This window comes from Dyadobacter jejuensis (assembly GCF_003149085.1).
In the GTDB taxonomy this organism is placed as follows: domain Bacteria; phylum Bacteroidota; class Bacteroidia; order Cytophagales; family Spirosomataceae; genus Dyadobacter; species Dyadobacter jejuensis.
Genome location: NZ_QGDT01000016.1, coordinates 85,085 through 111,697, shown reverse-complemented (window position 1 = coordinate 111,697; position 26,613 = coordinate 85,085). Strand labels below are relative to the sequence as shown.

The 26,613-nt window shown below is 47.5% G+C and carries 21 protein-coding genes; 4 read left to right on the top strand and 17 right to left on the bottom strand.

Annotated features, from left to right (window positions below):
* Positions 1 to 656: 656 nt before the first annotated feature.
* The 6 genes from CLV98_RS20850 to CLV98_RS20825 form a co-directional block, all read right to left on the bottom strand.
* Entirely contained in the window at positions 657 to 1,517 is an 861-nt protein-coding gene (locus CLV98_RS20850; protein ID WP_109677650.1) for a phosphoenolpyruvate hydrolase family protein, read from the bottom strand.
* A 47-nt stretch (positions 1,518 to 1,564) separates the two neighbouring features.
* Positions 1,565 to 2,797, bottom strand: coding sequence for a Tm-1-like ATP-binding domain-containing protein (locus tag CLV98_RS20845; protein ID WP_109677648.1), 1,233 nt, complete (start codon positions 2,795 to 2,797; stop codon positions 1,565 to 1,567).
* Positions 2,798 to 2,843: 46 nt separating this feature from the next.
* Positions 2,844 to 3,140, bottom strand: a complete 297-nt coding sequence (locus tag CLV98_RS20840) for a Dabb family protein (RefSeq protein ID WP_109677646.1) — start codon at positions 3,138 to 3,140, stop codon at positions 2,844 to 2,846.
* A 25-nt stretch (positions 3,141 to 3,165) separates the two neighbouring features.
* Positions 3,166 to 6,306, bottom strand: coding sequence for a PVC-type heme-binding CxxCH protein (locus tag CLV98_RS20835; RefSeq protein WP_109677644.1), 3,141 nt, complete (start codon positions 6,304 to 6,306; stop codon positions 3,166 to 3,168).
* A 32-nt stretch (positions 6,307 to 6,338) separates the two neighbouring features.
* On the bottom strand, positions 6,339 to 6,968 hold the full coding sequence (locus CLV98_RS20830) for a 3-keto-disaccharide hydrolase (RefSeq protein ID WP_109677642.1): 630 nt from the start codon (positions 6,966 to 6,968) through the stop codon (positions 6,339 to 6,341).
* Positions 6,969 to 7,170: 202 nt separating this feature from the next.
* Positions 7,171 to 8,811 (bottom strand): amidohydrolase, encoded by a 1,641-nt coding sequence (locus tag CLV98_RS20825; protein WP_109677639.1) that lies wholly within the window; start codon positions 8,809 to 8,811, stop codon positions 7,171 to 7,173.
* Positions 8,812 to 8,922: 111 nt separating this feature from the next.
* Between CLV98_RS20825 and CLV98_RS20820 the strand changes: the two genes are divergently transcribed.
* Positions 8,923 to 9,846 carry an ATP-binding protein gene (locus CLV98_RS20820; protein WP_109677637.1) on the top strand — a complete coding sequence of 308 codons (924 nt, stop codon included), beginning with the start codon at positions 8,923 to 8,925 and terminating at the stop codon, positions 9,844 to 9,846.
* Between the two features lie 84 nt (positions 9,847 to 9,930).
* Entirely contained in the window at positions 9,931 to 10,452 is a 522-nt protein-coding gene (locus CLV98_RS20815; protein WP_109677635.1) for a DinB family protein, read from the top strand.
* Positions 10,453 to 10,525: 73 nt separating this feature from the next.
* Here CLV98_RS20815 and CLV98_RS20810 read toward each other — a convergent pair whose 3' ends face one another.
* The 6 genes from CLV98_RS20810 to CLV98_RS20780 form a co-directional block, all read right to left on the bottom strand.
* Entirely contained in the window at positions 10,526 to 11,344 is an 819-nt protein-coding gene (locus CLV98_RS20810) for a T9SS type A sorting domain-containing protein (protein WP_109677633.1), read from the bottom strand.
* Between the two features lie 16 nt (positions 11,345 to 11,360).
* The gene (locus CLV98_RS20805; protein WP_109677631.1) at positions 11,361 to 11,906 is read right to left on the bottom strand and encodes a type VI secretion system tube protein Hcp; all 546 of its coding nucleotides are present in this window, start codon (positions 11,904 to 11,906) and stop codon (positions 11,361 to 11,363) included.
* Between the two features lie 690 nt (positions 11,907 to 12,596).
* Complete coding sequence (locus tag CLV98_RS20795; RefSeq protein ID WP_109677629.1) at positions 12,597 to 13,415, bottom strand: hypothetical protein; 819 nt, start codon at positions 13,413 to 13,415, stop codon at positions 12,597 to 12,599.
* A 10-nt stretch (positions 13,416 to 13,425) separates the two neighbouring features.
* Complete coding sequence (locus tag CLV98_RS20790; protein ID WP_158281303.1) at positions 13,426 to 13,920, bottom strand: type VI secretion system tube protein Hcp; 495 nt, start codon at positions 13,918 to 13,920, stop codon at positions 13,426 to 13,428.
* Between the two features lie 382 nt (positions 13,921 to 14,302).
* On the bottom strand, positions 14,303 to 14,812 hold the full coding sequence (locus CLV98_RS20785; protein ID WP_109677625.1) for a type VI secretion system tube protein Hcp: 510 nt from the start codon (positions 14,810 to 14,812) through the stop codon (positions 14,303 to 14,305).
* A 163-nt stretch (positions 14,813 to 14,975) separates the two neighbouring features.
* Positions 14,976 to 16,364, bottom strand: coding sequence for an aminopeptidase P family protein (locus tag CLV98_RS20780; RefSeq protein WP_109677661.1), 1,389 nt, complete (start codon positions 16,362 to 16,364; stop codon positions 14,976 to 14,978).
* A gap of 252 nt (positions 16,365 to 16,616) precedes the next feature.
* Between CLV98_RS20780 and CLV98_RS20775 the strand changes: the two genes are divergently transcribed.
* Positions 16,617 to 17,060, top strand: coding sequence for a hypothetical protein (locus CLV98_RS20775; RefSeq protein WP_109677623.1), 444 nt, complete (start codon positions 16,617 to 16,619; stop codon positions 17,058 to 17,060).
* Positions 17,061 to 17,136: 76 nt separating this feature from the next.
* Here the strand turns inward: CLV98_RS20775 and CLV98_RS20770 are convergent, their stop codons facing one another.
* From CLV98_RS20770 to CLV98_RS20760, 3 genes are all read right to left on the bottom strand, one after another.
* Positions 17,137 to 18,018 carry an AraC family transcriptional regulator gene (locus CLV98_RS20770; RefSeq protein ID WP_109677620.1) on the bottom strand — a complete coding sequence of 294 codons (882 nt, stop codon included), beginning with the start codon at positions 18,016 to 18,018 and terminating at the stop codon, positions 17,137 to 17,139.
* Between the two features lie 196 nt (positions 18,019 to 18,214).
* Positions 18,215 to 21,937 (bottom strand): PVC-type heme-binding CxxCH protein, encoded by a 3,723-nt coding sequence (locus CLV98_RS20765; protein WP_109677618.1) that lies wholly within the window; start codon positions 21,935 to 21,937, stop codon positions 18,215 to 18,217.
* A 61-nt stretch (positions 21,938 to 21,998) separates the two neighbouring features.
* A complete protein-coding gene (locus CLV98_RS20760; RefSeq protein ID WP_109677616.1) occupies positions 21,999 to 23,144 on the bottom strand; it encodes a Gfo/Idh/MocA family protein in 1,146 nt (381 codons plus the stop codon).
* Between the two features lie 492 nt (positions 23,145 to 23,636).
* On the opposite strand from CLV98_RS20760, the gene CLV98_RS20755 reads away from it, so the two are divergent.
* Complete coding sequence (locus CLV98_RS20755) at positions 23,637 to 25,064, top strand: glycoside hydrolase family 125 protein (protein ID WP_374755202.1); 1,428 nt, start codon at positions 23,637 to 23,639, stop codon at positions 25,062 to 25,064.
* Positions 25,065 to 25,140: 76 nt separating this feature from the next.
* Here CLV98_RS20755 and CLV98_RS20750 read toward each other — a convergent pair whose 3' ends face one another.
* Positions 25,141 to 25,965, bottom strand: a complete 825-nt coding sequence (locus CLV98_RS20750) for a sugar phosphate isomerase/epimerase family protein (protein ID WP_229203506.1) — start codon at positions 25,963 to 25,965, stop codon at positions 25,141 to 25,143.
* Positions 25,966 to 26,108: 143 nt separating this feature from the next.
* A complete protein-coding gene (locus CLV98_RS20745) occupies positions 26,109 to 26,531 on the bottom strand; it encodes an META domain-containing protein (RefSeq protein WP_109677610.1) in 423 nt (140 codons plus the stop codon).
* Positions 26,532 to 26,613: the final 82 nt, after the last annotated feature.

Here is a 26,613-nt window from a genome sequence, read left to right as displayed (position 1 = left end):
GCGGCTCAGCCGCATGGGTCAGGGAGCTGGTAAGCAATGCCGATCCTATTAAAGATGTTTTTTTCAGCCAATCTCTCCTGTTGCCGGATGCCTCAACTTTTATTGTATTTTCCATAGTAAGGAACTGTTGGTAAGTTAAAGGATTGTTGCAATTTGAATTTTTTTTATGAATATAACAATAGCCTGACAGGCAGTACTATTGATCCCTGCAAAGGACTATTTTACGGCGCAAAATATCGGTCACATATTATAAATGTATAATGTAATCATGCAAGTAGTGCAAGCCGTTATTCCTTGGCAATTCTATTTATTTGATTCTAAAGCAATCACTTTATCCCAATATGAAGCGCATATTTTTTTAAGCAGCAACTCATATTCTTCTTACCGGGAAAAACTATATTCCCATCACTAAAGAATCCCTCTAATGAAAGCCTATAAAAGAAGCGACGACAACTACCACCTATTAAAACGGCCGATCGGGAATACTCCCGACCGGCCGAAATATGTTTCTGTTTATTAGACCGTATCACGAATGCTATTGTATGAGCTTTTCAATATCGGTAAGGATCCATTAGCTAGAAAATCGTTTTCAGGAAAAGTCTGACTGCCAATAGCCTTCAGCAATATGAACTAGTCTTACAAAGTCTATTGCTTCTTTATTTCAAGGTCAGCTCCTTAAAGCGCTTGGTGAGGTCGGTAAGGGATTGCTCCACGCCCATACGCTCCAGAGAAGAGGCCCCCACAAAGCCATGAACGCTGGTTTTGGACAGGATTTCGGCTACATCCTCCGGGGTATTCACCGGTCCTCCATGGGCCAAAAAGAAGATATCAGGATTGACTCCCTGTGCTACGTCCATGATCTGCTGGGTTCGCGCTATGGCATCGTCCATGGTGCAGGAGGCATTGACCACCCCAATAGATCCTCCCACGGTGGTGCCCACATGTGCTATGATGGCATCGGCACCGGCCTCGGCCATCTGCCGTGCCTCCTCGGCCGTGGCCACATATACGATAGAAAACAGATCCATCTTACTGGCTATGGCTACCATCTCCACTTCTTTCTGGAAACCCATACCGGTTTCCTCCAATACGGCTCTAAAATGCCCATCGACGATGGAGTGGGTAGGGAAATTATTGATCCCGGAAAAACCCATTTCCTTCACTTTTAAAAGGTGATGCCACATGCGCCGACGCGGGTCGGAGCCGTGAACCCCACAGATGACGGGCACTTCTTCCACTACGGGAAGCACTTCAAATTCTCCTATTTCCATGGCCACCGCATTGGCGTCGCCATAGGCCATTAGGCCGGCCGTAGAGCCGTGTCCCGACATACGGAAACGACCAGAATTGTAGATGATGATCAGATCGGCTCCCCCTTTTTCTATAAATTTGGCGCTAATGCCCGTGCCCGCCCCAGCGGCTATAATGGCCTTTTTTTGGTTGACGGTATTGCGTAGTCGTTCCCTTACTTCTTCCCGGGTGTAGGGGTTCCCTTTTCCCGTCCATGGATTTGGCATAACTATTCTATTTTGTCTTTAAAAATGATTTCAACTATTAGTACCGGTCAATTTTGACCTTGTCGATTCTTTTCTATCATACTCAAGAGCTGCGCTACGATATGCTCGGCAAACCTGGCATCGTTGATATGGGCATCGACTTCTACTACCTCGAGCTTGGCAGTAGCCCCTTCTCTAATGCTGTCGAATAAGGACCGATTAGCGGCAGGGTGATGAAAAAGACCCTCCCGATCGTCCATTTGAGACAGGCCTCGCAACGGCAAGGCGATCTGGGTGGGTGCCTTACTAGTCGCCAATTTACTAACAATCTCCTTGCCCAGCATACGATTTTCTTCCTCATTGGTCCGCATGAGCGTCACGTCGGGTGCCCAGCTGTAGAGTTGACGCTGTCGATAATGCAGGGGAACGGTGTCCAGATGCCCAAAATTGACCATATCCAGACAGCCCGGAACCACCACCTGCGGCAGGCCCATCTCAACGGCTGCCAAAAGGCGGTCGGGGCCGGCACTGCATATTCCTCCGCAGAGGTTATCGGCGAGCTCGGTGGTGGTCACGTCCAACACGGCTTCGAAACACCCTTCCCTGATCAGCGACTCCATGGTCTTCCCGCCCACACCGGTAGCATGAAAGGCATAGACCTCATAGCCCGCCTCGTTGAGCAATTCGGTGCAGCGATCCACACATTTGGTAGTATTGCCAAACATGCTGATGGCGATGCTCTTCAACATAGGAATGGGATATACCATGGCCTGAGCCATACCCGTAATGGCAGCGGCGGCCTGGCCTACAAAGGCCTTGATGATCGGATTTAAGCCTGCAATATCGACCACCGACGGCATGAGGGTGATGTCTTTGTCGCCAATCTGCCGGGAGAGATCTTTGGTAGCCAGGGTGGTAAGGCATAGCTTAGGGATGCCCAGCGGGATGCCCTGCATAGCCGCTAGGGCCATATAAGTCCCCCCGCCCCCACCCATGCCGATGGCTCCTTTGATCCTATTCTCCGCCACCAGCTGGGTTACCAATTTGGCCGCCCCTTTGCCCATAACCCCAATGGCCTTCCCTCTATCTCCGAGCTGGCGCAGGCTTTCAAGCTCATCACCAGCAGCCAGGGCCACGGCTTCGGAGGTAAAGTCGACATGGAAATTATAATCCGCATCCATCACACCGGTATTGAGGGTGATCACCTCCTGCCCCAATTCCCGTAAACGGTCCAGCAGAAACTCAAACACTACCCCTTTGGTATCGAAGCAGCCCAATACCAATATCTTTTTATCGTTCATAGGTTCTTTCTTTTTTAAAATTCTGGAGCCGGTATTCAAGGGCTCCTTACACTTCGATATCGAAGACGATACATTCTTCCAGGCGAGGCACCACCAATGCCTTCACCCCCTCATGGATGGGATGGGGTAAGTAAGCATCCCGAGAGTCGGCATTATCGAAGGTCATTAAAAAGCCATGGGTAAACTCCCCATTCAATCCCTCATTGCCATTATAAGGGCCATGCTCGCAGGATAGCAATCCATCTATCTGCCCTACCATCCCTTTCAGGGCTACAAAGCACTCCTCGACCTGTTGGGGACTAACCTCTTTTTTAAACTTAAAAACACCAAAATGTCGGATCATAGCATCGAATCGTTAGGTTTAAGAATCATTTCAAGGTATTGATAAAAGAAAGCAAATCGGCCACTTGTTGATCGCTATAATGGTCCATCAGCCCTTTTACCATAAACGACCGACCGGCCATAAAACCTTGTTTAGCGATACTGGCTGTGGGGACAAATACCGTTGTACCACCCATAAAGGCGATGGTCGCCCCTCGTTCGTCTTTGTTGACCAGATACCCTTCTACGGTGCTCCCGTCTTTTTTGCTAATGCGATAAACGGCATAGTTGGACTCTACCGCAGCATCGGGATCGAGAATGGCCGTTAGGAGCGCCTCCATTTCCCGAGAGGCCGAACCATCCAGAGCCGGGGCTATCTTCTGGCCTTCACTGCCCACCTGGTGGCAGAGCAGGCAGGTTTGAAATAGGACCTTTCCTTCTTTAGGAGATCCCGACTTCTTGGCTGCCAAGGTCATATAATGGTCCAGTTTTCTCTGAAATTGCTGTTTGTCGGCTACCTCTGCGGCCTTCACCTCCTTAAGGAGTTGCTGGGCCTTGGGATCGGATTTTTTAGCTTCCAGAATACGCTCTGCCGCCGATAGGTCAAAGGATTTGGAGCTCAATTTCTTACTCCCATAAAGTGTTTTTAGCATAGTGCCCCCTTCCACGGAGCGAGAAAGGTCGGTTACCAATTCTTTTTTCTCTATATCAGATAAGGTCGGGAGCCAGGACAGTACGAGTCTCTGGGCTTCTGCAGCATCGGACTTGAGCAAGTTGCCAATGACCTGTCGCTTAAGGTCCACGCCTATTTTATCATTTTTTATCAATCCTACTAAAATGGATCTACTTGCAGCAGGATCGACCTCCAGGGCCTTCAGGGCTAGCCCGAGGGTCTTTTCGGAAACATCCTTGGCCAATATACTGCCTATAGCCTCCACTGGAAGTTTGAGTTGATAACGCCCCATGACTTCCAAGGCCAACTGCCGTTCCGCCTCCAAATTGCTTTTCAGCAGACGCTGAACCGGCCCGGCCAAAATCATTTTCAGGGGCTCACTTTGCACCTGAGCCTGATTTTGAATGGCAAATTGTAAATATTGAGATTGATTATCTTCCTGAGATATCACTCCTTGCGCCAAATCGTAAACACCCGTATTGGCCAGCATCCCGGCTACCGCCACGAAGGTCGACTCGTCGAAAGAGCTGAGCTTAGCCATGGGCCAATATTTCTGAAAGGCCTTTTCTTTGGCTTCCTGGGGCAGGGCTTGAATGGCCCAGAGCATATTTACGGCAGGTATGTGGGCAGGTAACTCCTGAAGTACAAAGGCCTCTAAGGCCTCGGAATTTTTTTCCAGTGCTTTTCTTGCCAAATAACGCTCCAACCGTCGCTCGTAGCTACCTCCCATTTCATTGCCTGGCAGTTCGGGCTTACAAGCTCCTATCAGCAGGGCTAATAAGGCAGGGTCAGCCCTGTCCAGGGCGGCCCTATCCAGCTCCCCGGCACTGCGTAGTATCTGTGAGCGTATCATAGGATTGGGATCTTCGGCGTAGGTCATGAGCAGGCTGGACTTCTCAGAACTGCTGCCTTCAAAGTGCACCAGAGCACGCATGGCCTCTCGGCGAAGATCGTCCGAAGTCCCCTTCATGAGTCGGTCGAGCAGCGCCAAGTCGCCAGTCCCTAGGCTTTCCAGGGCCCAAAGGGCGTGGATGCGGGTGTCCTCTGTTTCGGACGGGTCTAGTATAAGTTTTGCAAGAGCCGGCACCAAGGCCTTCGTTTCCGTGGCGGGCCTATCGGCAATCTGATGCCAGGCGGCACGCTTTTCCCATAAGGAAGGGGACTTCAGGTGATCGATGAGCGCATGGGAGGCTGCCAACGTAAGGTCGGGAATGGCACGGCGGTCCTGGCTTTCATGCCGGATACGCCAGATACGTCCATGACCCTTGTCCCGGTCGGGATGGGTGGTGGGCAGCTCATTATGTGAGACGATTTTGTTGTACCAATCGGCGATATACAGACAGCCATCCGGCCCAAATTCCATATTAACGGGGCGGAACCAGTCGTCTTCCGAGGTTAAAAAATCGGGCAGATGAGTCGCCTCAACACGTCCATCGGAAAGTCTGCTGATTCTAATGGCATTGATGGTACTGGTAATCGGATTGGCCAGCAAGGCCACGTCTTTCCACTCGGCCGGAAAACTCCCGGAAGCATCGTCGGCAAAGGCCAGGCCTGAAATACCCGTCCCCCCTACCCGAAAGCGATGCAGCTGGGGCATAAATGGCTGATAGCTCCTGAGCCTGTCGGTACCTATCCCCGGGTAGGCAGCGCCGGCTTCCATAGGTACTATGGAATAGCCCAGGTCGTTGGCTTCGCAGCCATACCATTGCCCATTGCCACGAAGCTGGTAACCCCAAATATTGTTAAGGCCCGCATTAAGTAGCTCCATCTTACGACCATCCAAGGAGAAGCGCCCAATCTTACTGTAATCGATCGATAGCTGGGCATCGCTAACCAGCGAGGTAACCTTCCCCTTATTGAGTGCTCCATGACTAAAGTTAATCCACCCACCCGGTGCCCTTGTAAGCACGTGGGTCATGGTATGGGTATCGGTGATTCCAAAGCCCGTCAATAGAGGCTTACGTTCGTCGGCTAGGCCATCGGCATTTGGGTCATCCAAAAAAAACAACTCGGAGCCCTGGGCAACGTAGGCCCCATTTTTATAGGGCAAGATACTCATGGGAATGGTGAGACCGTCGGCCCATACCTTCACCATCGGCTTGTCGTTAGCGTATAACCCGGAGAGGACCAAAATCTTGTCGGCCCCCTTGGTCTTTCCGCTATATAGGTCAAGTATTCTTTTAAACTCAGGATTTCTTCGCTGGGCCTCAGGGTCGTCCATCAGCTTTTGCAGCTCATTCCATTTGATGTCGGTGACGGGGTCGAGGGGATACATAGATGCCGTTTGGGTCCATAGGCGACCGGCGTCGTCGAAGGTCAGGTCGATGGGGTTGATGATCCCGTCTTTTTCGCTGGCCACCAGCTCGACCACAAAGCCCGGCGGCACTTTAAACCCTGCCATCTCTTCGGCAGGAGTATAAATCCGCGTGCGTGTCGAATGCGTTTTCTTTTGCCCGAAGGTCATTGTTGCTACTAATAGCCACAAGCCCACCAATAGAAATATATTTTTTTTCATAGAAAACAGGAATAGTCTGAATGGATCTGTGCTTACAGCTCAGTAATAGTAAGGTCTCTAAAGGCCACTTGAGCCTTTCCACCGGAGTGAATCTGAACAGCTATGACACCCTTCTGAGGAATCGTCGCATCCTTTTCGATATAGCTGGCGGTTTTCACTCCGTTGATATAAATTTCATGAAGGGGCCCTTTGCAACGAATCATATAGCTATTCCAGCCTTCCGGATTCAGCACATGCTGTAGCGTAGACAGTTGCCCACCTACAAGCTTGCCCCGTCGGTGTTCATCGTAGATATCGCCCCAGTACCCCTTACCGATATCGGCCTGATACCCTACCATTTTCCCATCCTTTACTATAGACCGGTACTGAATACCGCTATTAATAAGACCGGTAGAGGCGTCGCCCCAGATTTTAAATAAACAGCTGAATTCAAAATCGGCATATTCCTTTTGGGTATACAGATAGGTATTGGCGGGTATTTTGCGGATACCATCCCCGCTCCGGATGGTACTATCCACTACCGACCACTCGCTCATTTTGGCCGGGTTTACGGTGGTCCAGCCCGTGAGGTCTTGGCCGTTGAAGAGGGATTGGGTGGGAGATTGGGCCTGGCTACCCCACCCGAGCGTCAAGAGTGCAAAGAGTAAATACAGTTTGGTCATACAGGAAGATATTTAGGAATATTCATTTGTTCGATAGGTTTATAAAACAAAAAAGACACTTATTCCTTTTATCTATCCTAAAAATCACGGAGAGTTTTAAAAGACGGCAGATTGGTACAGGGACGTATCTATCAAGTCGGTCCTGATGGGCCGTTATCCTTTTCCTAGGACTCCATTTTAATAAAACGGACTATTTTTATTTTCAGAACACCCTTTCGCCATCGATATAGGTCGCCAATACGCTGGTAGCTAAGACTTGAGCCAAATCGGCCTTCATCGGATCGGTATCGAGCAGGATAAAGTCGGCCGCTTTCCCTACTTCCAAACTACCTTTTTCGTGTTCTTCAAAAGCAGCTTTAGCCGCCCAGATCGTCATTCCTCTAATGGTCTGCTCCCGACTTAGAGCCTGGGTATACTGGAACCCACCTTCGGGAAAGCCTTTGGCATCCTTGCGGGCCGTAGCCGCATAGAAAGTCTTGAAGGGCGAGATATATTCTACCGGAAAATCGGTACCCAGGGGGATCCACCCATTGGCTTCTTGGAGTCTCTTAAAGGCGTAAGCCCCTTTCACCCGCTCGGCACCTAGTCGGTCTTTGGCCCAATACATATCGCTGGTGGCGTGTGTAGGCTGTACGGACGGAATAATGTTATAGTCTTTAAAATAATGAAAGTCGTCTTCATTGACCACCTGGGCATGTTCAATCCGCCAACGCCGGTCGTTGGGGCCTTTTAATACCTTGGCATAGGCCTTCAGGATCTGACGATTGCCGCTGTCGCCGATGGCATGGGTACACATTTGCAAATCACTATTAGCCAATAGCTGAGCAAGGCTATCGAAATGTGTCGGATCGCTCAACAGGAACCCTTTCCAGCCCGGCTTGTCGGAATAGTCGTGTAGCAGACTCGCTCCACGACTGCCCAATGCGCCATCGGCATATACTTTAAACCCACCTACATGGAGACGATCCGTTTTATAAGGGCCTTTTTTGACCCACCGATCATAATAGTCTTTCGTGTCGTTCAACAAGGCAAAGATCTTCATCTTTAACTGGCCAGCTTGCTGGCTAGCATCGACGAGTTCTACCGTATGTTCACTGACTCCACAATCGTGCACGCCCGTAAGTCCCTGCCCAAAACAATCCTCCTGAGCCTGCAGGTAATAGGCCCTAGTCAAGGAGTCGGATATGGGAGGTATTTGATTCTCGACGAGGCCCATGGCGTTGTCAATCAACAGTCCCGTGGGCTTACCATTTTCAAGTTCAATACGCCCCCCGATCATACGGGTGGCGGCCGTTATTCCTGCCCGATCCAATGCCACCTGATTGGCCAACCCGGCATGGCCATCGATACGAGTAAGGAATACCGGACGATCGGGGAATAGCCTGTCGAGCTCCCACTTGGTAGGAAATTCCTTGGTATCCCAATCATTCTGATCCCAACCGCTCCCATAAAGCCACTCCATAGGAGCCGTCTCAGCATAGGAACTCATTTTTTGAAGAACGGCCTCATAGGACTCCGTACCGGTGAGGTTGCATTTCCATAGACTGGAGGCATAGCCCGTGAAATGGCAATGAGCATCTATAAAACCGGGATAAATACTTTTTCCTTGCGCATCCAATTCCTCCTCGGCCTCATAGGCCGATTGTATGTCGGCATTGGAGCCTACTGCCAAAATTTTCCCATTGCTAATCGCCATGGCTTCGGCCATAGAAAACAGGGAATCTACCGTGTACAACTGGGCATGATGCACGACCAGATCGACCTTTCTCTTTGGCGAACAAGCCACGTTGAAGGCCAATGTAAACAAGCAAATCCAAGTAAAAAAGGGCTGGAATGATCTCATAGCAAGGAATTTAAAAGATTCGGGATTAGTAAAAATACACACTTTTGATAGAACTGGAAAACCCCGTCTTTAAAACAAAAGACAGGTTCCAGAGAATCTTTCCAATTATTCTTGTACTTACCTCATAACGGCGTAATCGACAAACGAAAAAGGACAGGTGAAAAGTCTGCTCAATTTTTACTATTGGGGTCTGCTTCTAAAGATTTGCTACAACAAGGCTCAGAAACACTGGCAGAGCGAATTCGTTATTTAGAGTTAACCCCCTTTCTAGCTTCCGAAGTATTCAAGGATAATCCAATGGATTTTAAAATGGAACGTCTATGGCTCAGAGGGGGCTTTCCTGATAGTTATTTGGCTCAGGATGACCAAGAAAGTTGGCAAAGGCGATCAGACTTTATCGGGACCTATGTGGAAAGAGACGTCCCTAATCTTGGGATCAACGTTTCCAACTTACGGATGCGCAGGTTTTGGAGCATGTTAGCTCACTATCACGGACAACAAATCAATATGTCGTCCTTGGCTAAGAGCCTAGAAGTATCACATACTACTATCCGTCATTATCTAGATATCCTGACAGACCTATATATGGTTCGCCAGGTACAGCCTTGGTCTGGTAATACAAAGAAACGACTAATCAAATCCCCAAAGATATATATACGAGACACGGGCCTATTACATCGGTTGCTTTCCATTCCAGCATTCGAAGATTTATTGGGCCACCCCGTAATAGGTGCTTCTTGGGAAGGCTTCGTTATTGAAAGTATTTTGAGCAATATATCTGACCAATGGACGGCGAGTTATTATAGAAGTGCAGAACAAACTAAAATTGATCTGATATTAGAACGCTCCATGACCCGATATGCCATCGAAATTAAAAGAACTAGTGCACCTAGGGTTCCATCTGGATTCCTTAGGGCCTGCGAGGACATTAAAGCAACGAACAAATTTATCATACACGCAGGTACAGACCGATTCCCTCTATCCAATCAAACAGAGGCAATTGGTTTAATTGAATTCTTAAAAATTTTTGAATAGCAAACCTGCTGACATACTGCTGTCACGGACCATGGTTTTCTTTGTATTAGAAATCGAAAGCATTACCTTAAACCACAACAAAGTATGGATACTAATCCGACGATTACAAAGACAGAAGAGGCCGTTATGATCAGCCCTATACAAATGCTTGCGCACTGGCAGGGACATCGAGCTCTTACCCGAAAATTGATCGAAGTTTTTCCTGAAAAGGAGTTCTACGAATTACGGATTGGGGGCATGCGTACCTTTGCCGAATTATGTATGGAGCTGATCGACATAGCCGGTCCAGGCGTAAAGGGCATGGCCACAGGCGACTGGCACATCGATCAATCGGACGAAGATATGGCACATTCCAAGGCTCCAGAAACCAAAAAGGAGCTTTTGGCCTTATGGGATGCAGGCACTGAAACGATCGACCAATACTGGCCTCGGATAAGCTTGGAAAGGTTTCAGGAGCAAGATGTAGCCTTCGGCCGCTACCCTGGCCCGGTTTATGGCATGGCCTTGTATTTTATAGACAACGAGATCCACCACCGAGGACAGGCTTATGTGTACCTGCGTAGCCTGGGAATAGAACCGCCCGCTTTTTGGGATCGGCCCAATTAAAAAAACAATGGAGCCCAAAGCAAGGTTTGGGCTCCATATTGGTTTACTAATTCAGGACTTTAAAGGCGCTGGATCATTCGGGCCATATCACGAAAGGTACCGCCACGGTTTCCTCTCCAGCCACAACATGCAGAAAATACTGGCCCAAATTTAAAGCGGGCCAGGCCTCGGCCGAAAACTCCTGATCATCATCCAGGCGCTGTTGTTGGTTTTCGTACATCAGCCGGCCCGATTGACTAAACACCTGCACCCTAGGCGACTCTTGGGCACCTTCGACTCTAAATCGGAGGAGTTCCTGAGGCCCAGGATTGGGCATAACGGTGACCTCAAAAGGCGCTTTTGCCCCCTTGACCGAAACGATACGGGAGTACGTATAGCTACCATCCCAATCGAGCTGTTTGAGGCGGTAATAGCTCCAATCGGCATGGCTATTGGGGTCTGAAAAGCGGTATTCTTTCGACTTTGCGCTATTTCCCGCCCCATCGATAGTCCCCACCTTTTCAAAATCGTTGAGTCCCGTAAAGGACCGCTCCACTTCGAAACCCTGGTTGTTGGTTTCGCTAGCCGTTTCCCAGCTTACCTCCACTTGGTCGACACCCTTTCGTTCCGCTTCAAAGCGCATCAGGGTTACCGGCAAGGCAGTATTGCAAAGGTATTCGTTTCCACAGTCGGCCTGGGTACGCAGGTTCGAACGTGATTGACCTATATTTTGAGCTAGCTTATATCGATAATAATCAGGTTCCGTTTTTTGCACCAAGGCTTCCGCCCGCAACTGCTGCAGGGTTTTATAAGGCTGTAGAACTCCCTGATGGAAAGGACTGAATACCTGTCCACTGACTTCTGAACCTATAAAACCCAGGCTACAAATCAAGATTGAAGAAAATGAGTTCATAGTTGGTAGATCAAGGTCATAAATTGTTCCCACTGCTAGTTACGACATTCCAATTAAACTTCTCTTTGACTTTCAAATTTTCATGATGGGTAACTGTAATCTCTTCAAAAGCTATCGAAAAGCTTTCAGATAAAGGAGGGCAACTTGAACAGTAATCAGCTGAACTTGCCGAGTAACTAGTTACTAACGCTTTTTGCAATTCAACCCGTGAGACTATCTCATTGGTGTTATTATAATATCGAATTTCTATGGAAGGATTAACAGTTCCCGAAGCTATTTGTTTCATAATCTTGGCAGAGCTCTTATCCAGTTCCTTGGTCAGACTGTATTCCGTAAAGTTTACTGAAGCATACTCCCTCGACCCCCCGACCCCAGTACTGATATCAAATGGCCTGTCCATACTCATTTGGGCACTAGTTAGTTTGACTTCGTCGGCATGTGGGCTGGCTAGCCCTGAGCCTGATGTTACTTGGGGGATGTAGATATAAATGCCCTGAGCCTGACTCATAGAGCCTAAAAGTAGCATACAGAGAAGGAGAAAATACGTGTAATAGTTTTTCATAAGTCTAATTTTTTAAATAAAATTTATGCTAGTCACTCAATAAATCATTGAAAATGAACTGGATAAATCTATTAAGTTATATTGGGAATTAAAAATTTATATCGTATTCTTACAAAATAATTTTAGAAAAAATAACATATGAACATAAAAATTTAACTACATTGAGTGGCTTTAACATCTCAATCGACCCTATCGTTTTGGACAAAATATCCTTACAGACCGATTCCCTAGCCCCGTAATTACCAAGCCCTTTTCAACCTTCATTCTAGAGAAATATCTATTTTTTTCTAATTATATATAACCAATAAGCTGTTAAAAACTACCCTCTGCCTTCCAATGGCAGATTGGAGCCCCCAGAAAGGCCTAAGGCAGCAAAACACTCCGAAGCACATCGTTGGTAGCTTGACAGGTTTAAAGTGACAAGTTAAAGGTAAGAGAGAAAGGTAAAAGTAATTTTTGCCGAATGATGTATGGAGTTGATCGACCTAGCGCGTCCTGGCGTAAAGGGCATGGCCTTGGGTATTATAGACAATCGGATCCACCACCGAGGACAGGCTTAGGTGTACCTGCGTAGCCTGGGAATAGAACCGCCCGCTTTCTGGGATCGGCCCAATTAAAAAAACAATGGAGCCCAAAGCAAGGTTTGGGCTCCATATTGGTTGACTAATTCAGGACTTTAATGGAGCTGAATCATTCGGGCCATATCAAGAAAGGTACCGCCACGGTTTCCTCTCCAGCCACTACGTGCAGAAAATACTGGCCCAAATTTAAAGCGGGCCAGGCCTCGGCCGAAAACTCCTGATCATCATCCAGGCGCTGTTGTTGGTTTTCGTACATCAGCCGGCCCGATTGACTAAACACCTTCACCCTTGGCGACTCTTGGGCACCTTCGACTCTAAATCGGAGGAGTTCCTGAGGCCCAGGATTGGGCATACCGGTGACCTCAAAAGGCGCTTTAGATCCCTTGACCGAAACGATCCGGGAGTACGTATAGCTACCGTCCCAATCGAGCTGCTTCAGGCGGTAATAGCTCCATTCGGCATGACTATTGGGGTCTGAAAAGCGGTATTCTTTCGACTTTGCGCTATTTCCCGCCCCATCGATAGCCCCCACCTTTTCAAAATCGTTGAGTCCCGTAAAGGACCGCTCCACTTCGAAACCCTGGTTGTTGGTTTCGCTAGCCGTTTCCCAGCTTACCTCCACTTGGTCGACACCCTTTCGTTCCGCTTCAAAGCGCATCAGGCTTACCGGCAAGGCAGTATTGCAAAGGTATTCGTTTCCACAGTCAGCCTGGGTACGCAGGTTCGAACGTGATTGACCTATATTTTGAGCTAGCTTATATCGATAATAATCAGGTTCCGTTTTTTGTACCAAGGCTTCCGCCTTCAGCTGCTGCAGGGTTTTATAAGGCTGTAAAACTCCCTGATGGAAAGGACTGAATACCTGTCCACTCACTTCTGAACCTATAAAACCCAGGCTACAAATCAAGATTGAAGATATTGAGTTCATAGTTGATAGATCAAGGTGTATAATTATAGTTAAAAAAGGTTGGGTCTTTTAAGTTGGATTGGTGGACCACTTGAATCCCTCCAAAGGATATCGAAAAGCTTTCAGACAAAGTGGGGCAACTGCCACCACAATCCGCTGAACTCGCCGAATACTTAGTAACCAACGCATTTTGCAATTCAACCCGCGAGACTATCTCATTGGTGCTATTATAATATCGAATTTCTACGAATTTTGGAATGGCTCCTGTAACTACGTGCGTCATCAGGGAGGCGGAGCTCATATCCAAATCTTTGGTTAGGCTGTATTCCGAAAATGCTGGAGCCGCCGACCCTTCCTTCGAGACGTCCATTTGAGCACTGGTTAGTTTGATTTCGTTGTCATGTGGACTAGCCAGTCCCGAACCAGTTGTTACATCCTCCATATAAAGATAGATGCCTTGGGCATGACTTTGGAAGCCGACAACCAGAAAAAACAGACAAAATTGGAGTAAATAATTGTTCTTCATAAGGGTATAGTTTATGGAATAGATCATTAAAGATGCTAAAAGGTACCCCTACCATAGAATAAAATCAAGCTTATTTTTGTATTTTGATTATACGGTAATTGAATAATTTTTAATATTATATACATATATTTATAAAAATGTTTTATAAATATATCGCCTAGCACTTCCTAATCACCCAAATCTGCCCCACATTCTGGATGAAAAGCATTTTTAAAACGGATCCACTTTTTTCAGTATACGGTCAATATTATTCTATTTCATCATCCATTTGAGGACGTTTTTTTCGAGTTTACTCCTTCCATAAACCCATTCCTTTGGGTCCCGCCTTCCCATTCTCCACTATTGAAGGTTTGAAATAGCACCCGAGTTCATCCATCGTCGATCAAGGTCCCATAGGCGGATTCACCCAGTTAAAAATACCTGGATTTCTGGTGTGCACATTAAGGGAGGTTCTAATCCGGTTGAAGCCTACAGAAAAGCTTTCTGAAAAAACAGGGCAGGCTCCACCGCATGCTGCAGAACTCGACGCATAGCTAGTAATAAATGCTTGTTCTAATTCAACTTCGGCAACCAGTGTATTGGAGTAATCATAATACCTGATTTCCAGGGAGCGAATCTCAGCACCAGAAGACAGCAAAGTCATCAATGCGGTGGAACTAATGTCGGCGTCTTTGGTCAGTATATATTCCGAAACGGTGACTTCACCAGACCGACTCATCGGCCTGGTCATACTCATTTGAGCGCTGGTCAGCTGAACTTCATCCTCGTGTGGATCGGCCAACCCCGACCCGGTGGTGACGTCTCTAATGTACATATATATACCTTGAGCCTGGCTCATAGAGCCTAATAGTAACATCCATAAAAGAAAAAAATACTTGTAATTGCTTTTCATAAGTCCAGTGTTTTTGTTAAAAAAAATATACTACCCAAACAGTAAAATACTGATAATGAATAGTATAAATTTAAAAAGTTCTATATGAAAGGCAAATCAATATTTCCAATTCCGTTTATGTAGTAATAGAAAGCGTATATTGGTATACGCAATATTCAACTACCTAAAGCCTCCTCAACGCTTCGATCTCGGAGATGGTTTTGGGAAGGGGTTTACCTAAAACCCGGTTCCCTGACTCCGTAATCACTAGATCGTCCTCAATCCTAATACCAGAGAAATCTCTATATTTTTCGAGTTCTGAGTAGTCGATAAACTGGGATAGCCTATTTTCAGCTTTCCATTGGTCGATTTGGGTGGGGATAAAATAGAGGCCTGGCTCTACGGTAACCACGAAGCCCGGCTCCAGCGCCCTTCCTAGCCTTAGCGACTTCCACCCAAAGTCCGTACTTTTCTGCAGGTCGTCGCCATAGCCCACGAGCTGCTCGCCAAGATTTTCCATATCATGAACGTCCATTCCCATCATATGGCCTAGGCCGCATTGAAAGAACAGCGTATGCACATCCGCTGCTAGGGCCTCTTGTGGGTCACCCTTGATGATCCCCTGCCCTTTAAGTCCTTCCAGGAGTCTCAGACATGCCAAGGCATGAATGTCTTTAAAAAGCACCCCAGGCTTGCAGGCTTGGATGGCGGCCATTTGGGCATCCAGAACGATCTGATACATCTCCTTTTGGACGCTCGTAAAGCCCTTCCCTACCGGAATGGTGCGGGTAAGGTCCCCGCAATAGCGCATGGCCGTTTCGGCGCCGGCGTCGCATAGGGCCAGTTGGCCTTCCTGCATGGCCAGGTCACGCGCATGGGTATGGAGTATTTCGCCGTTGACGGTCAAAATAACGGGATAGGAAATATTCCCCCCACCGCCGATGGCCAATGCCTGCAATTGGCCAGCCATGGTGAGCTCGGTCATCGTGGGCCGGGTTTGCTGCATAAAGTGCAGATGCATGTCCACAGAGGTGTTGACAGCCTTTTCTATTTCGGCCACTTCTTCCTCCGACTTATAGGCTCTCATCGACACGATAGCACGGATAAAAGCGGCCGAAACCCGGGTCGGAATCTCGGGCCCAGCCATACCGAGCAGCGCTTGTAACTTCAGCGTATGTTCGGCGCGGTAGGGAGGCAGGAAATGAATGGCTTGCCCTCCATGAACGGCCTTGGCCACATAGTCAAAGAAGGCCTTCGAAGAGAGTACCTGGCTGACTCCTACCCGAGCGGCCTGCTCTTGCAATGAAGGCTTAGGGCCCGTCCACACGATATCGTCCAGGGTGAGCTCATCTCCAAAAAGCACCTGTTCACCGGTATCTACATCCATGGCGGCATATAAACCCGGGGAGTCGATTCCAAAAAAATATAAAAAAGTGCTATCCTGGCGGTAGGGATAAATGTTGTCGCGGTAATTCATACCGCTATCATCATTACCCAAAAACAAGAGCAAGCCGCTACCCATTTTCTGTTGGAGAACTTGCCGGCGTGATATATAGGTTTGTTTAGAAAACATAGGTTTGAAAGGTTCAAATAAAGGCCCCAAGTTAAATGAATTTAAGCTGGTCCCCATTTATTTGACGGCATTTTTTAACCCTTCTATTAAAAATGAATCTTTAGTAATTTGGCTCTCAAATCGCTAAATTCTAGGAATATTCGTAGCCCATCGTCACTACACTCCGACCGCACATTTGATAATCAACCAAATTATGATCTTCTTGTAGCTATAACGAATCTACCCACCCGCCCATTTAATATAGGAAAGCGAATGAAAATCAGGGAATCATTGAATTTTTTTCTGGATCTAAAAGGTAATACGACTGAGAAATCGGAAATCAAAGTTTACAATAAATTCATTGGAATTTTAACGGCTTTGGAGAGTCGGAATTTGACTATGCCCCAACTCACATCTATAGAGGAAGCATTAGACAACCTGGCATTACAAGCCAAAACGGACGATCCGAAGAAACACTTCAACAAGAAATTAACTGAATTCAAGGACTTTTTAAGGGTGGAACATTCATTAATATCAGAAGGTTACTTCATGGGATACGGCATGCTATTCGGGCTGTTAGCAGGCACTATATTTCAATATTATTATGGAGTTTACTCCGTGATCGCCGGCATCATCGCCGGGATGGCTATTGGTGCAATAATGGATTCCAAAGCTCAGAAGCAAGGACGTGTCCTTAAAATAAGGATAACGGAATAAAATAGCAGCGAATCGGGCTCATGCGATTTCATAGATGCCAAGGAGAGCTACCGATAGGGGCGGCGGTTTGGCTCCTCTACTGCGTTCGGTGGGAGGCCTGAAACTGATGAAAATAAATTCCTGGCGCTTGCCCCACAACCTTCTTAAAAACACGGTTAAAATTGGTGACATTTTCAAAGCCGACCCTAAACGCAATATCGGCATAGCCCTCGTGCCTTCCAGATACAATGAGCTTACAGGCTTCCTTGACCCTGATCTCGTTTAAGAAAGACACGAAAGTCTTGTCGGTATGCTTTTTAAAGTATCGGCAAAATGCCTGAGGTGTAAAGTTAGCCACTTCGGCGATTTCGGAGAGGGCAATATGGCGATGATGATTGCCTACCATAAACTGAAAAATCTTATCCATACGACTGCCTTCGGCCTCCGATAGGGTGTCTACGCTGCTAAAGCTGGCCAATGGCTTAGGGCCCAGCCTAGATAGCTGCTGTAAGAGTCGAATAAAAGTCCCTATCCTGAGGTTTTCGGACTCTTGGCTCAGCTGAAGCATGGTATGCTGCACCACCGAGGCGTTCTCTTCCGGAACTTGATATCCATTATGACTATTCAGTAACAACCTCCGCACTTCCTCCATTTCAGGCAAAGCCAGGAGGGTATGTTGCAAGGCTTCGATTTTAAAAAATACAGAAAGCGAGTCGACCTCTGGCGCAAGACCTGCCACGAAGTGCCCTTCGTCGCTTTTAAACATATGCGCTTGATTGGCCCCTATCAAATAGATATCACCGGCCTGAAAGCGCTGCATATAATTCCCTGCAATGAGGATACCACTCCCTTTCAGCACATATTCCAGCTGAACTTCTTGATGCCGATGAAGATGAGGATAATAATAATGTAACTTTTGCCGCTGCACTACAAGGGTACAATTCTGAACAACGGGAATGGTGAAGGGTATTACTTTCATATTACAATACTAATCATATCTCTAGAAGTAATAACGGAAGTTTTTAGCAAATTGATGTACTATAGCGAATAAGAAATAAGGCCATACAGCCCCATTCTACCACAAAAGAAGGATCGCTGGTTGATAGTAGATTTAATATCAGCTATCAACCAGCGACCCAAAAAAACCATTTCAGTCCTGTACTCCTGCCCCTCGGTTACTCTTTCAGTACCCGCATCACCCCGGTCATCAGCCTCCAGTGGCCAGGAAAAGTACATACAAAAGGATAGTCGCCAGGAAGATCGGGCACCACGAAACGCAGGCGATAGGTGTGACCCGGATTTACCAGAGGAGAGGCCGCGATGATCTGAGGAATATTGGGCACATAGTTCTTCTCTGCTCCTTTGGGGTCGGTAATCATTTTGTCGGCAGCCGCACCTATTATGGGTGTGGACTGAGGCTTTCCAAAAACAATATTATGCTGCATGGCGTCGGGATTCTCAAAGATGATTTCTACCGTTTTCCCAGCCACGGTTTCAAAATCCGTTACGTCGTACTTCATCTCTTCCCGAATGGCTTTGATGGTTACGATCTGAATATTAGGATCTACCTCCACTATTTCTTTTATCCCATAGGATTCCAAGAAAGTAGTGTACCTGCCAGTCAGATCGGCCGTCACCATATTTTTCGATTGCGCCAGCCAAGTTTTATCCTCTTCACCGGCCTTTTCCACCCGTTTGGGGTTCCAGTTATTCAGGATACCTCTCAAAACGGCATTTTTTGCCGCAGGGTCCAGGTTATTTACCCTCTTTAATACCGCCAGCACTTCGGCTCCAGATGCATAAGATGTATAACTGCGAAGGCATCTTTCTAGGGCAAAATCGGCCAGCTGATCCAACATCTTCACTTCGAAGGTTTTGCTGAAACTATTATTATTAAAATCCTCCTTCTCAGGTACCACATTATCCATATCGATATTAGCCGACACAGTAACAGGCCCCGCCTCATCGGAAGTAAAGCCAAAAGTACTCCTCCAAGGACCATTATTGCCTTCGGTAAGCAATACTTTTTCTCCTGGTGCTAGGCCCTGATCCAGCTTCTTACTGATGTAGTTGGTATTGATGGATCGACTTTTCACGTTCACGTTTACGACCGGGACAACGCCTTTCTCAACGGCCACACTGCCTTGATTGGCGATTTCCACGACCACCCTCGCATACTCTCTAATATAGGGTTCGGAAGGTTCTATACGGATATCGGTAATGGCCAGCTCTGCAGCACCTTGAACCTTAATTCCTGATTCTACAGCCTCAGCATGATGCATGGTACTATGATCCATGGCGGAGCCAGCCTTTTTCGTTTCCTTCATTTCGGATCGCCCTACCCTACTGTCCAAATACCGATTTCTTAGCGCACCGTTATGGGCATTCATAATGGCAGCGAATGCATCGGGCATCCAGCGGTCTTGAGCATCGGGATAGGTGTCCATTAAAGCCAGGACGGCATCTCCCGTTTCTTTGGTAAGGGGAATATCTATAAAAGCCAATAACGTGTTTAATACCACAACAGGTGATGGATCGTGCAACAGGTCCATCGCCAACAGGGTCTTACCGGTGTCAGCCGTTTTGGGTATCACCTTCAGTGCCGTTTTACGTACCTCGGCACTAGGATGTTTCAAGGCCTCTTTGATGGCAGGCAAAACAGAAGGATCGGAGACGGCCTGAAGCCCTTCCAAAGTCCATAATGCATGGATGGCTGCGGTATTCAAACCCAGTTCATCGACACGCTGATTATTAACCAAGGCTAGTAGGGCCGGAACGACATCCTTCCTATTCCGCTCCACCAACAAGCGCTGGGCATGCCTACGCCATAGCATATTGGTATTTCGTAGGGTATACACCAACTCCTCGGGCCGGTCCTTGCTCAGTGAGATCGGTTGATAGGCGGGGGCTTCATTCCAAGAAATCCGGTACAAGCGGCCATGAGTATAGTCGCGTAGATCGGTTTCATAGGCATTCCCTTGTCCATTCTCCATTCCGGCAGGGGTGGGATTGTGCTGGATGATAAAGCTATACCAATCGGCGACCCATACGGCACCATCGGGACCCACCTCAGCAAATACGGGAGAAACCCATTCGTCGGCCCCGGCCAATAAGTTAAAACCTAACTTATCTTCAAAATCAGTCCCTTTTTTCACCATGATATTCCGGTGCAGCAAATGCCCGGTAGGCTCTGAGACGAAGGCTACGCGATTCCAATATTCTTTGGGGTAAGCACGAGCCGTGTAGAAATTATGACCTGCAGCGGCGGTAAATCCCCCGAAAACATCGACTTGGCGAACCTTTTCTGTGATGGGCTGCATGTCTTTATGGGTGTCGGTGCTCCGTCCTCCGTTATCGACCTTGCTCTTACCAAAGTATCGATTGGGAATAGCACTATACCATCCATGTGAGTTATTGGCTGTAGAGCCAAACAAGTCGCCAGCTTCATTAAATCCGAGTCCCCAGGTATTATTCGAGGTTTTAGTTACTATTTCCATATCAGTACCGTCGGGCTTGAATCTAAATAGCGCTTGACCAAAATTCAAGGAGTCGCTTTGCCCTACTTTTCCTTTAAAACCAGAATAACCTACTGACCCATACACCCAGTTGTCGAAGCCATAGTGAAGGTTGGAGGGACCGGCATGGGTGTCTCCAGTGCCGAAGCCCGAGAACAAGATACGTTTAACATCTGCCTTGTCGTCGCCATCGGTATCCTGCAAAAAAAGCATATGAGGGGCCTGTGAAACGATGAGTCCGCCATTGGCAAATACCAGTCCCGTGGGGATGCTCAGTCCATCGGCAAAGCGGGTAAATTTGTCGGCTTTTCTATCCTGATCGGTGTCCTCGCAGATCAAGATATAGTCACTTCCACCCATATCCTTTCTTTCGTTGGGATAATCTTTGGTGATCAACACAAAAAGCCGTCCTTTTTCATCCCAAGTCATGGCTATGGGATGCATCACGTCGGGCTCGTGGGCAAAAACCTCTAAAGTAAAGCCTACTGGCACTTGGATATGCTTTACCGACTCTTCGGGCGACAGGGGCAGCTGTTGAAGCTGAGGACCTGGCCGCTGCTCATAATTGGGCAATTTGGCGGGCCGATACGTGAAGGGTTGTGGATTCAAATTTTGATGCGCTTGTCTAGCCTCCTCATTGACCGCCCATAAGATACCCTTTTCTAGCAAGGCTTGGAATCCGGGATTGGCCCAAGTGCGCTCGTCGTGCCCATAAGCCGTGTAGAACACCCGTCCTTTCCCATGCGTACGCACCCAGGTATAGGGTTCATTTTCTAAGCCAGGCTTATCTTTTTTCTGATCGTCCTGTACCATACGCTCGGTCAAAACGACATTATCGGGCTGGAGTTTGGTATGCAAATAGGTTTCATCGATCGTTTTGAAAGATTTCACCCCGGCAATGGCTGGATGCCCCGGCTGCTTCCATACCGGCTGAATGGTATCCCAGGTATGTCGCCAAAACTGTCCGCCGATAAGTTTGACTATGGCCTCGTTATTTCTAAAGCAATAAGAAGCGCAGTGTACCGGGATAAACCCTTTGCCGCCAGCCACAAAGTCCAAAAGTGCCTCGGCCTGCTGGGGAGCTATTTCGTCCCAGTTAGCGAAGAGCATTAGGGCATCGAATTGTGCCAAAGTCTTGGGATTTAAATCCTCTAACCGGTCGGTATAGGTAAAATTAATCCCCTTAGGTCCTAGGGCAGCCATCAATTGGGGTAAGCGCTCAGCTGGTTTATGGTGTTGAAGGGTATCGCCCAAAAACAAAACCTCCAAACGGCGTCCTTCCACAGCAACGCTCCGACTCTGAATGGCCTGCTGGCCCGACTTAGATTGGGCGCAACCAAAAAGGGCCAGCCCAAGCAATATATGAATTAAGATGTGCTTCATCCTTGTATTTATATAATAAAGATGATGGGAGCAGAGACCACATCCGCAGCCCTGCTAACCCTCATAAATGTATGACTCTACCTTTATAAACCTCATTAAAATCGGGGATCTGGACAATCTCCCCGCCCTTAAGTGCCGACTCATGCGCCAGTATCCCTACGCTAGTCCAATTGGCCGACTGAATGGCGTTAGGGAAAGGCTCCCGCCCTTCCAATAAGGCAGAAATAAACTCGTGTGCCAAGTGGGGGTGCGATCCTCCATGTCCCCCACCCTGTACGAAGGACAAATGCGTTTCGTCCGAATCATATACCCCGTGCCCGGTAAATTCCCGGATTTCTTCGGGCAGATAATGCGCATAGTCTGGAGTGGGCACTCGCTCCGGAATTTCATTTTCTGGTTTCTTAGCACTATGAATTACGGGTTGCTCCCCTTCTATTAAAGGCCATTCGAAGGACTTCTCACTGCCATATACCTCAAAACTCTCCCGATACTGCCGGGCAGTGTCGAACAGGGAGCGGTACACCTGGGCCGACAAATCGCTATCCTTAAATTTGATATGGGCCGACTCGACGGCAAAAGGTGACTGATGAATACTCGCCAGATCTTCACGGATGGTTCCAGACCCGAAGCAAGACACATATTCGGCCTCCAAACGCAATAGACCCGCCACCGGTCCTACACAGTGCGTGGCATAATGCATGGGCGGAAGACCAGGCCAATAGTCGGGCCACCCCTCCATATCTTGCTGATGGCTGGCTTTCAAAAACTGAATCTTTCCGAGCTCTCCTTTTTCGTACAATTCTTTTACAAATAAAAATTCACGGGCATACACCACCGTCTCCATCATCATATATTGTTTCCCGGTTTCTTTGACCGCCCTTACTATTTCCAGACAATCGGCCACACTCGTAGCCATAGGAACGGTACAGGCCACATGCTTACCCGCCCTAAGCGCTTTTAAGGTCTGCTCGGCATGGTTAGGAATGGGAGAGTTGATATGTACGGCATCTACCTTAGGGTCCTTTAATAGTTCGTCGAAACTGCTGTAGCGAACTGCTATCCCATATTGGTCGCCAATCGCATTTAACTTCGATTCGGTACGTTGGCATATGGCATACATATGCGCATGAGGATGCTTTTGGTATATAGGAATAAATTCGGCTCCAAAGCCCAAACCCACAAGGGCAATATTGATCTGTTGAGACATCATGAGATAATAAAATGTGAATATCCATCTACAAGCACCTTTCCAATCTCCTTCCTAAGGCGATATAAGGCACACAACTTTAGGTTACAATTTTAACCTCAAAAAATACCAATTTCAAAACATGTTTTGATAAGTACTAATCGTATTTTGATACAAAATCAGAATAATTACATTTTTCGTATCAATAACAGCACAGAAGAGCCCGTTCCAGTATTTTCTTCAAACGACCCAGATCCGATCGACTGAACTATAAATAAGGGAAAAATGATGGACTGGAACCTAACTTGACTCCTCTATCGCGGACCTCGTTCATTTGATGGAAACAATAAGGTTCTTTCCAGTCCTTCACCTACCTGAATCGGTCCAGGACTAGGCTTGTCGCGTTCCATTCCCAAGGGTCCGTCAGGTGGGTTTCTTATTCCCCTATCTGGAACCTTCTAAAAAAAACAGTAACTTGCCTTTTTAAAATAAATTAAAAACTTCCATGCCATGATCAATAGAAGGGAATTTATTAAAACGAGTGCCTTGGCTGGGGCAGGTATTTCCATAGCCCAGCTTGGGTTTGGATCGGGATACCAAGGAGCGTATCCTACCGTACGTACGGCGCCGGCCGAACGTCAATTCACCAGCCAAGCGGTGGAGCGTACCATCGAGAGGATGAAGAAAAAAATAAAGGATCCAGAACTTGCCTGGATGTTTGAAAACTGCTTTCCCAATACCATAGATACTACCGTACATCATAAGCAAATTAACGGTAAGCCCGACACCTTCGTGATAACGGGTGATATCGATGCCATGTGGCTACGGGACAGTACCGCCCAGGTATGGCCTTACTTACCCCTGTTACAGGAAGATGTCCCGCTCAAGAAGATGGTAGCGGGATTGATTAACCGTCAAACCTTCTGCATCAATATAGACCCTTATGCCAACGCCTTTTACGATCGGCCCAAGGAGAGCGAATGGTCCAAGGACATCACCGACATGAAGCCCATGTTGCATGAAAGGAAATGGGAAATCGACTCCCTGTGCTATGCAGTGAGGCTGGCTTACCATTATTGGAAAATCACCGGGGACCAAACTCCATTTGATTCCGATTGGGAAAAGTCCGTCGGGCTCATTTTACAAACTTGCCGGGAGCAGCAGCGCAAGCACGACCGGGGGCCCTATCGGTTCGGTAGGGAAACGGCCTGGTCTACCGACACCGTACCGGGCAATGGCTACGGCAACCCCATCAAGCCCAATGGACTCATTGCTAGTATCTTTAGGCCTTCCGACGACGCTACCATATACCCCTTCCTGATCCCATCCAATTTGTTTGCGGTGGTTTCCTTCCGCCAATTATCCGAAATGCTCCTTTCTATGGGCAAGGATGCCAAACTAGCCCAAGCCTTCACCGACTTTGCTCAGGAGGTGGAGCAGGCCGTTAAAGAATATGGGGTATATGCCCATCCTCAATTTGGAGATATATACGCTTTCGAAGTCGATGGTTTCGGAAACTACCTTTTAATGGACGACGCCGGCATCCCCGGATTGGTAAGTATGCCCTATCTGGACGCTGTTAGGGAAGATGATCCCATTTATCAGAATACCAGGAAATTTGCCTTCAGTGAGTCCAACCCTTATTTTTTCAAAGGAAAAGCGGGAGAAGGTCTAGGCAGCCCGCATACGCTGGTTGACCAGATCTGGCCGATGGGAATTATTGCCCGGGCTATCACCTCCACCAGCGACCATGAGATCGGGGCGCAACTGAGCCTCTTAAAGGCTACTCATAACCATACCGGCTTTATGCACGAGTCTTTTGATAAGGACGACCCGGCTCATTTCACTAGAAAGTGGTTTGCATGGGTTAACACCCTGTTTGGAGAATTATTATTGAAATTAGAAACAGAAAGGCCACAGCTCCTTCAGAAAATCTATTAATCAGCACGTTTCGGGCTTGTGGGAACACAAGTCCGAAACGTATTGGGCTAAGATTCGCAGTAGTAGTCGCTTTATTTCAAGCTTTATCCATCATACCCGCCTTTATAAAGGCTAGGCCTTCCCGCATCAACTGATGCTCGTTATGGTACATTTTACGCCATATATTGGCGGCGGGGAGTTTGAGACCGAAAGCCTCTATGCTAAGCCATCCGTCGTAGTTTATTTCCTTAATGGCAGCAAAGACGCCATCCCAATCCACATTCCCTGCCCCAGGGGTAGACCTATCGTTCTCCGAAAGCTGGATAAAAGTAATCTGGTCTTTGGCCAATCGAATGGCATCGCCCACGTTTTTTTCCTCGATATTAGCATGAAAGGTATCGAACATCACCCGACAGTTGGGATGATTGACCGCCTTAACGAAATCTAATAGCTCCTGGGTACTGCTGGTCAGGTAGAGCTCAAACCGGTTGAGGTACTCCATTCCAAGGACGATATCCAAAGACTCGGCGTAGTCGGCCACCTCTCGGATCCCTTCTACGGCATAGTTCCATTCCAACTCGGTAGCCGGATTTCCGGTAAAAGTGCCTAAGGCCGAGTGCAGTGGCCCCATCAGCTTGGAGGCCCCCAGCACCAACGAACAGTCCAAGCATCCTTTAAGGTAGGTAACGGCCCGTCTACGGACGTTGGCATCGGGACTAATTAAATTATGCTCAGCACCACAAAAGGTATCTGTCTCACATAACAAGTCTAATGAATCTAATTTGGCGCGAAATTTGAACCAATGCTCCGGTTTATTATGATGAACCGGTACTTCCACCCCATCGAAGCCTATTTCCTTGATCAATTCCAAGGTGGGGAAGAAGCGATCGTCAATTTCTGTTCCCCACAAAAGGAGATTCATACCATATTTCATATTTCGATTTTTTATTTCAAAATACAATGGTACACAGTATTATCCTTTTAAACGAAATGGGAATTGATAAATGATGAATAAAAATTGATCCGGCTAATTTTGAAAGTTCAGCGCTCTCGCTCCTTCAGGGGTCACTGAATCATTCTGCTAAAGATAAGCTGATTGGTATTTTGATAGTACAAGATTAACCGATCGGGTTTCAGCTCGTAATGATCGATGGCTGGCAGGGCATTAATGAACCGTTCGCCCCAGGCGGTTTCTGTGCGTTGGGTGCCTCCACCGGCAATTTGCATGGTATTCTGCTGGCCAGTTTCGTAATATCCACTAATAAAATTAGAAGCGGTACGGGCCTCCAACTCCCCCTTATCCTTAAATACCATACTCGTCACGAGTTGGTTGTTGGTGGCGGGCATCTGTACATTATCCTCTACGATGGACTCCAGCTTCCAACTACCCGTAAGCTCCAAATCACGTTGTAAGGAAGCTTCTTGCCGGCACGACAGATTGGCCAGCGCCAGTGTTAACATCAATACGCCAATTTTTAAGTTTTTCATAACTACTGAGTAGGATAGTTGAAGATGTACTCCGATAAGCCCTAAAAGCAAATACGACTCATATTAATATGATGCCAAACTT